The 8,535-nt window shown below is 66.9% G+C and carries 7 protein-coding genes and 1 pseudogene; all 8 read left to right on the forward strand.

What is annotated here, in order from left to right; all coding sequences use genetic code 11:
• Positions 1–717, forward strand: a 717-nt coding sequence (locus U9977_RS17625; protein WP_322750372.1) for a polysaccharide deacetylase family protein, incomplete at its 5' end; no start/stop codon positions are given.
• A 58-nt stretch (positions 718–775) separates the two neighbouring features.
• Positions 776–1,702, forward strand: a complete 927-nt coding sequence (locus U9977_RS17630) for a pseudouridine-5'-phosphate glycosidase (RefSeq protein WP_322750373.1) — start codon at positions 776–778, stop codon at positions 1,700–1,702.
• Positions 1,695–2,393 carry a RibD family protein gene (locus U9977_RS17635; protein WP_322750374.1) on the forward strand — a complete coding sequence of 233 codons (699 nt, stop codon included), beginning with the start codon at positions 1,695–1,697 and terminating at the stop codon, positions 2,391–2,393. The genes U9977_RS17630 and U9977_RS17635 overlap by 8 nt, the downstream gene beginning before the upstream one ends.
• 126 nt (positions 2,394–2,519) lie before the next feature.
• A complete protein-coding gene (locus tag U9977_RS17640; RefSeq protein WP_322750375.1) occupies positions 2,520–4,460 on the forward strand; it encodes a site-specific DNA-methyltransferase in 1,941 nt (646 codons plus the stop codon).
• On the forward strand, positions 4,457–7,180 hold the full coding sequence (locus tag U9977_RS17645; protein WP_322750376.1) for a DEAD/DEAH box helicase: 2,724 nt from the start codon (positions 4,457–4,459) through the stop codon (positions 7,178–7,180). Before U9977_RS17640 ends, U9977_RS17645 begins: the two co-directional genes overlap by 4 nt.
• On the forward strand, positions 7,173–7,676 hold the full coding sequence (locus U9977_RS17650; protein WP_322750377.1) for a type II toxin-antitoxin system VapC family toxin: 504 nt from the start codon (positions 7,173–7,175) through the stop codon (positions 7,674–7,676). Before U9977_RS17645 ends, U9977_RS17650 begins: the two co-directional genes overlap by 8 nt.
• A 165-nt stretch (positions 7,677–7,841) precedes the next feature.
• A complete protein-coding gene (locus tag U9977_RS17655; protein WP_322750383.1) occupies positions 7,842–8,105 on the forward strand; it encodes a JAB domain-containing protein in 264 nt (87 codons plus the stop codon).
• A 170-nt stretch (positions 8,106–8,275) separates the two neighbouring features.
• Positions 8,276–8,535, forward strand: a pseudogene (locus tag U9977_RS17660) (MMPL family transporter); the annotation flags it as partial.

An 8,535-nucleotide genomic window follows, 5' to 3' on the forward strand; every position in this document is an offset into this window, starting at 1 on the left:
GCCGGAGCCCAACCCGAGGCAGGCGCACCCTCGCCCGCGCCGGCGGCACCCGCAGCCGCCTCCCAACCGACGCAACCGTCGGCAACCGCGTTGACGCCGACCGCGGCGGGCGGGCCCGCAACCGAACTGATGCGCGCGAGTTCAGGACGCCCGGAGGTGGCCCTGACATTCCACACCAACGGTGACATCGCCTTGGTCGACGGGCTCCTCGCCGCCGTGGCACAGGCACGTGTACCGATTACCTGCATGTTCGTGTGCAACTGGCTGGAGCGGTATCCGGACTACGCCCGTCGCGTCAGAGATGGCGGGCACGAGATCGGGAACCACACGTACACCCATCTCGCCGATCTCGACCGGCAGAGCGTTTCCGTGGTGCGCACGGAGGTGGAGCGCTCGCAAGAAATCATGGACCGGGTGACCGGCGGACCGGGGGACTACTTCCGGCCGTCGGCGATGCACCACAGCACCCCGGCGGTACTCGCCGAGGCCGGCCGCGCCGGTTACGCACACTGTCTGTCCTACGATGTGGATCCCCTCGACTACACCGACCCCGGTGCCGACGCTGTGGTCACGCGCACACTGGCAACGGTCCAACCCGGATCGGTGATAAGCCTGCACTTCGGGCATGCCGGTACAATTCCGGCCCTGCCACGGATCGTCGCCGGCCTGCAGCAAAAAGGGCTCCGTCCGGTGACAGTCCGCGAACTGTTCGCCTGACCCCGTCGGGCTACAGCAACCGATGACGCCGACGAGCCGGTACGAGTAATGTCGGCCGGTGCGAGGGCTGGCGATTGCCGACGAGGTCCGGGTGGCGCTGGCTGCGGGACGCCCGGTGGTCGCGCTCGAGTCGACCTTGATCGCCCACGGGCTACCCCGTCCGCGCAATCGCGAGGTCGCAGCTGAGCTGGAAGCCCTGCTGCGCGCCCGTGGGGTGACCCCGGCGACGATTGCCGTCATTGCCGGGACGCCCACGATCGGTCTGGACGCGAGCGCGCTCTCGATGATCGCGGATGCGCCTGACGTTGCGAAACTGTCCGTCCGCGATCTCCCGGTCGCCTGCGCACTGCGCCGCACCGGCGCGACCACGGTCGCCTCCACATCGCTGCTCGCCGCCCGCGCCGGCATCCGCGTGTTCGCCACCGGTGGGCTCGGCGGGGTGCACCGCGGCTGGGCCGACAGCGCCGACGAATCCGCGGACCTGGTCACGCTGGCCCGCACCCCGATCACTGTGGTCTGCGCGGGGGTGAAGTCGATCCTGGATGTCGGCGCCACCCTCGAGCGGCTCGAAACCCTCGGCGTGACCCTGCTCGGCTGGCGGACGGACATCTTCCCCGGGTTCTACCGGTCACGCACTGGATTCACGCTCGACTGGCGGGTGGACGCAGCGCACCAGGTCGCGTCCGTCATGGCGGATGCGGACGCCCTCGGCCTGCGCTCGGCCGTGATCGTTGCCAACCCGGTGCCTGAGACCGAGCAGCTCGACCATGACCTGCACGACCGCGTTCTGGCCGAGGCGCTGGCGGCGGCGGCCCGCCGCGACATACGCGGGAAGGCCGTCACCCCGTTCCTGCTCGAGACCTTCCACCGCGAGACAGCCGGCGCCAGCCTGGCGACGAACATCGCGGTCGTCCGCAACAACGTCACCGTCGCCGCCGACATCGCCACCGCCTGGTCCGCCGAAGTCGGAGTCCCGCGTGGCTGAACGCCCGTACGTCCTGCTGTCGGTCGCCATGTCCGTGGACGGCTACATCGACGACGCCACCGACCGACGCCTGCTGGTGTCCAACGACGCCGACTTCGACCGGGTCGACGAGGTCCGTGCCGGTGTCGACGCCATCCTGGTAGGCGCGAACACCGTCCGTCGTGACAACCCCCGGCTGATGGTCCGGTCGACGACCCGCCGCGAGGAGCGGACGGCCCGCGGCCTGCCGGAGAGCCCAATTAAGATCACTATCACCAGCCGCGGCGAGCTCGACCCGACAGCCGCCTTCTTCACCGAGGGGACGATTGAGAAAATCGTCTACGCTGCCAGCCCCGCGGCGGCCCGGGCCCGGGAGCGCCTCGCTGACGTGGCATCCATCGTGGACGCCGGGGACCCACTCGACCTGACCGTCGTCCTGGCCGACCTCGCCGCCCGTGGCGTGCGCCGGCTGATGGTCGAAGGCGGCGGCACGGTTCACACCCGGTTCCTCACCGCCGGACTCGCGGACGAGATCCATCTGGTGATCGCGCCGTTCTTCGTCGGCGATCCGGCCGCGCCCCGCTTCGTCGGCAACGGCACGTTCCCGCACCATCCGGGCCACCGGATGCAGCTGGCCGAGGTCCGCCGGATCGGCGACGTGGTCCTGCTGCGCTACCTGCTCGGCCCGCCCGCCGGGACGACCCCGGTGTGAACCGTCCGGCCGGCACGCCGTTGTCCACAGGAGGCCACGGTTCGCCAGAGGTCACTGTCCACAGGAAGCTGCCGGACGGGAGGCCTGGGTCTCCCATCCCCGATACTGGACGCTGGAGGTGGTCCGGTGAGCAGGGTGCGGCTGGAATGGGACGGCAAGTCGGCGGAGGTGCCGCGGCTGCGGCTGCCGTTGCAGGTCGTCGAGACGGTCAACAGCCCGCGGGCCGACCGGGGCTCGCTGTTCGAGGCCGACCCGGGTGACAGCGGCGACGGCGGCTGGCGCAACCGGCTGATCTGGGGCGACAACCTCCATGTGCTCGCGAGCCTCGCGGACGAGCTCGCCGGGCAGGTCGACCTCGTCTACATCGACCCGCCGTTCGACTCCCGGCAGGATTACAAGGTCCGGATCGCGGTCGGCGACGGTACGAACGGCGCTGACCAGGATCTGGCCAAGATCTCCTCGATCGTGGAGGAGAAGGCGTACCGGGACACCTGGGGTAAAGGCGTCGACTCCTATCTCCAGATGCTCTACCAACGTCTCATCCTGCTCCGGGAGCTGCTCTCCGAGCGGGGGTCGCTCTTCCTGCACCTGGCCCCGAACGTCAGCCACCACGCCCGTGCCATCCTCGACGAGATCTTCGGCCCCGAGAACTTCCGCGCTGAAATCATCTGGAAGCGGACAACCGCACATTCAGATGGACGCCAGGGCGGCCGGCAGTTCGGCCCGGTCCACGACGTCATTACATATTATAGCAAAAGTTCAAATTTTATTTTTAACACGATCAATACGGCCCACGACGAAGACTATCTGGCCGCAAAATATCCACATGTGGAGTCGGAGACCGGAAGACGCTACGGCCTATGGGACATGACCGGTCCCGGCGGAGCTGCAAAGGGAAATCCATCCTACGAGGTAATGGGAGTGACGAGATACTGGCGTTACTCCAAAGATCGCATGAATCAGTTGGTCGCAGAAAACAGGGTGGTACAGCCGCGCCCGGGTGCGGTCCCGCGATTCAAACGCTATCTTGACGAGAGTGATGGAGTCTCCCTACAGGATACATGGACCGATATAGACCCCATTAATTCCCAAGCGCACCAACGGCTTGGGTATGACACGCAGAAGCCCGAGGCGCTGCTAGAGCGGATCATCAGGTCGTCCTCTGACGAGGGCAGCATCGTCCTGGACTGCTTTGCCGGGTCCGGCACGACCGCGGCGGTGGCCGAGAAGCTGGGCCGGCGCTGGATCGCCGTGGATATCGGCCGGTTCGCGATCCACACGACCCGCAAACGCCTTCTCGACACCGTCGGGTGCCGGCCGTTCGACGTCGCCAACCTCGGCCGGTACGAACGGCAGGTGTGGCAGGCCGCAACCACCGGCGAGCAGTACCGGGCCTACCTCGACTTCGTGATCGACCTGTACGGAGCGACGCCCGCCACGGGTTTCACCTTCATCCACGGCACTCAGGGCACACACGCCGTGCACGTCGGAGCGGTCGACGCGGCTGTCTCCCACGCTCAGATCAAGGACGCCCTTGATGAGGCACGCGCCGCCGGGTATCACAGCCTGGACGTGCTGGGCTGGGAATGGGAGATGGGCCTGCACGAGCTGGTCCAGGACGAGGCCCGCGCCGCCGGGATACAGCTCTCCCTCCAGCGCATCCCGCGGGAGGTTATGGACCCGCGCAACGTCGCCGCCGGGGAGATCACCTTCCACGAACTCGCCTATGTCACGGTCGAGACGAGACTCCGGCGGCGAACAGTCGCGGTGACCCTTGCCAACTTCACCCTGTCGAATCCCGACCTGATACCGGCCGGTGTCCGCGACAAGATCTCCGGCTGGAGCGACTATGTCGACTACTGGGCGGTCGACTTCACCTTCGGTTCCGAGGGGGACACGGACACCTTCCGCAATGCCTGGCAGAGCTTTCGTACCCGCGCCCAACGCACGCTTGAGCTGACCGCCGAGCACACGTATGACGGCCCTGGCTCGTACACCGTCCTGGTGAAGGTCGTCGACGTCTTCGGAAACGACACCACCACGGCCGTCGCGGTAACCGTCCCGTGACAGCCAAATCCGCTGAGACCCTTACCCGGGCCGATCCGTACGCCATTCCGGCGACGCGGCGGGGCAGTGTCGCACCACTGGTACCGGCAGTGCGAGCCGAAGTCACGGCCTGGCGCAGCGGTGGGTACCCCGGCGCGAGCAACACCACCCAGCGGCTGCTGGAACACTGGTTCCTCGAGGAACACGAGATCGAGCCGGGCGTTCCGTTCCGCTGGTACTTCTGCCAGCGCGAGGCGATAGAGACGCTGATCTACCTGCACGAAGTCGTCGGCATCCGGACCGCCCACGAGATGGTCCTCCATTTTCGCCAGGAGCTTCCCGTCGAGCCGCGCGATTTCGCCCGCTACGTGGTCAAAATGGCCACCGGTTCCGGCAAGACCAAGGTGATGAGCCTGGCGATCGCCTGGTCGTATTTCCACGCGCTGCGGGAACCCGACTCGCCGATGTCGACCACGTCGCTGGTGACAGCACCGAATCTGATCGTCTTCGAGCGGTTACGGGACGACTTCGAGCACGCCCGGATCTTCCGACGGGACCCTGTGCTCCCGCCGGAATGGCGGCGCGACTTCGACCTGGCGGTCTGCCTGCGCCACGACCCGATCCCGCTGGCCGCGCCCGGGGTCCTGCTGCTGACCAACGTCCAGGCGTTGTACGAACGGCCGGAGCCCAGATCGGCGAACCCCGTTGACGCGATCGTCGGCCGCCGACCGCTAAGGGATCCGGTAGCGGCCGACCCGCCACTGCGCCGGCTCGCGGCCCGAGGCAGGGTTCTCGTGGTCGACGACGAAGCACACCACGTCCACGACGAGATCCAGTCCGAAACGCGGGAACCGCTGAAAGTGGTTCAGACCATCCGGCGGCTGCACGAACTCGCAGAACGCGGCGTGGTCGCGCAACTCGACTTCTCCGCGACACCGCGTGACCAGCAGGGGCGGACCTTCCCCGAGACCGTCGTCGATTACCCGCTCAGCCAGGCGATCGAGGACGGTATCGTCAAACGGCCGGTGATCGGCGAGTTGTCCGGCGGCCCACCCGAGGAGGTCAGTGATGACGCCTCTGTCCGGTACCGACAGCGGATCGGCGCCGGGGTCGCGAAGTGGCGGGACTTCCGGAAAGCGCTGGAACCGACCGGACGGATGCCTCTGCTGTTCGTCATGGCCGCGGATACGACGTCCGCTGACCAGATCGCCCGTCATCTCGAAACGTTGCACGACCTGTCCGGCCGGGTGCTCACCCTGCACGTCAACCTGAGCGGCAGGAACAAGGGCGAGATCAGGACCGACGAGCTGGAAGAAGCCCGGAAGTGGGCACGTGAAGTCGACCTACCCGACAGCCCGTACCGCGCGATCGTCAGCGTCCTCATGCTCCGCGAGGGCTGGGATGTACGGAACGTCAGCGTGATCGTGCCGCTGCGACCGTTGACAGCGAAAGCAAATATTTTACCGGAACAGACCTTGGGGCGAGGATTGCGGCGGATGACACCGCCCGGTTCCGGTGTCGATGAAAGCGTCGTCATCATCGACCACGAGGCGTTTCGCAATCTCTGGGACAAGGCTCTCGACGACGCCGAGTACGCCGGCGTCGGGCGGGAAAGCCTCGACGACACCGGGCCGAGCGGGCAGGTGGTGACCGTCGAGCCGGACCGGTTGGCCTACGACATCGGCGTCCCGTTACTCCCCCGCGTGCTGAGCCGCACCACGGCCGGCCTGTCGACACTGCGGGTCGAGGATTTGCCCGAACGCCGGTTGGCGCTGCCCGACACCCTGCGGAGTGAGACCATCGACTACATCGGCCGGGACCTGCTCTCCGGCCAGGAGGTCGAACGCGCGCGGTTCCCTCTGCCACATGCGGACGACCCGTCCGCGGTGCTGGCCTGGTTCGCCCATGAAGTGCAGCGCGACACCCGGCTGACCGGGCAGTTCGCCGTCATCGCGCCGCTGGTACGCGGCTGGGTCGAACGCCGGGCCTTTGGCGGCCCGGTGGACTTCGACGACCCGGTCGTCCTCCAGGCACTCACGGAACCCAGCGTGCGGGAAGCCGTCATCGCTGTGGTGCGAGAAGCCGTGGACAAGGCAACCTTGACAACCTCCGCCATCGGTGCCGGGGAGGTCAAAGAACTCCTGCTGTCTGCCACGAAGCCCTTCCTCTGGAGCCGGGACACCTTCGCCGCGACGAAGTCGGTATTCAACTTCCAGCCATGTGACAACGAGCTGGAGACCCGCTTCTGCGCGTTCCTCGATCGCAGCCGCGATGTCGATTCGTTCGCGAAACTGGCCCGGCAGACCCGCTTTTCACTGGAATACCGCAGCGAGCGGCAACGGCTTGCCTACTACTATCCCGACTTCGTCGCACGCCTTGCCAACGGCGACCATTTCCTGATCGAGACCAAGGGACTGGCCGATCCCGATGTGCCCGTGAAGGACGCCCGCGCCGCCCGCTGGGCCGTCGACGCGACAGTCGCAGCCGGCGCCCGGTGGATTTATCTCCGGATTGACGAGGAGCCCTTCCGTCGGCACGAGACCCGACTGACCGGCTTCCGGGAGCTGGTCGATCTCGTCCATACACTGCGGCGTGAGAAACTACTCGCCTCGCAGCCGCCACCGCGGCGGATGACCAAGACCGAGGCAATGGCCGCGATCGAGGAGGCGCGGGCGCGGCTGGAGGGTGTCACCGGTGGGGACGAGGAGCTCGACCGGTTCCGCGAGGTTCCCCGTGGCTGAGACCCGGGACGCATCGGCGGACGCGACCGCCATGGTCCCAGTGCAGGAAGCTCACGGCCTCTCGACCGCGCAGATCTACGTCGTCGATACCGGGGTGTTCGTCCGGTGGTTCCTCGCCCAGGACGGCTACGAACATGCCCGCGAAATCCAGAAGCGTTTCGTGCTCGACGAAATCGCGCTGGTGACCACCGACATCGCACGGATTGAACTTGCCCACGTGTTACGCAACAAGGGCTATGTGCCGAGGCTCCTTGACCGCAACAGCTACGTCAAGGCGGTCCGCGCGATCGACGATCTCGGCGTGGAGATCCGACCGACCGATGCTGAAGCGCTCGAACGGGCGGCGGACTGGGCCGTCCAACTCAGCCTGCGTTTCTTCGACGCTCTGTTCGTCGATCTCGCGGTGCAGACCGGTTGCCCTCTGCTCACTTCCGACATCCGGCTCGCCCGCGCGGTCACCGGGTACATATCCACAGAGGTATTGCGCCCAAGCTAACCGATCTCCACAAGACCGGTCGGCCTATGGCACCTTGATATGCGGACTCCTATCCTCATATTCGTGATCCTCACCGGTTCGCTTTCCGAACTTGTTGTCGACGTTCAGCGATGGGCCCCCCGGCTGAGCCGGGAGGTCGCATTGTTCGTTCCTGTCCGGCGCGGCATGTTGCTGCCCGCCTCGCTAATCTCTGTAGGCATCGACAACGAGGTTCGGGTATCACCGGCAGAGGTTTTCCGCCCAGCCATCCGCAACCGAGCCGAAGCCGTGATCCTCGTACACAGCCACCGGTCGGACAGTCCCCCGAGCTCAGCTGATCACGCGGTGACGAGGCGGCTGGTCGCCGCCGGCGCCCTGCTCGGAGTTCCGCTCATCGCTCACCTGGTCGTCGGGCCGCTGACATGGACGAACTGCATGGACGAACCCTGACCCGGCATCTCAACAGCACCGCCAGAGCGCATGGCGCTGCCGTATCACTACCGCGTGACGTGGCCGTACTGCGACCATCGGTGTCTGGGACCGGAGACGGGACGCGGAGGGCGCTGGTGGCGAAAGCCTGGAAGATAGCGGCAAGGCCGGCCCGGCCGCGACTCACGTGGGTGACCCTCCTACTATGGATCATCATAGCGGTCGTCGCCACCCCACTCGCCGGCAGGCTGACCGGCGCGCAGACGAACGACGCCTCAGCCTTCCTGCCCACCGACGCCGAGTCCACCCGCGTGCTCACGGCCGAGAAGCTCCTGCCGGGTGGGGACGCGGTACCCGCAATCGTCGTCCTCGCCCGTGATCCCGAGCTGACCCCCGCCGACCGGGCGACAGCCGAAACGCTCAGCCACGAACTCCAGCGGTTCTCCGTCAT

It is taken from the genome of Protofrankia sp. Cas8 (genome assembly GCF_963555845.1).
Taxonomy (GTDB): domain Bacteria; phylum Actinomycetota; class Actinomycetes; order Frankiales; family Frankiaceae; genus Protofrankia.

Bases quoted from the DNA above. Each gene is read 5' to 3' on its own strand.
- U9977_RS17655 (WP_322750383.1), top strand. From the start codon at position 7,842: ATGTTGCTGCCCGCCTCGCTAATCTCTGTAGGCATCGACAACGAGGTT.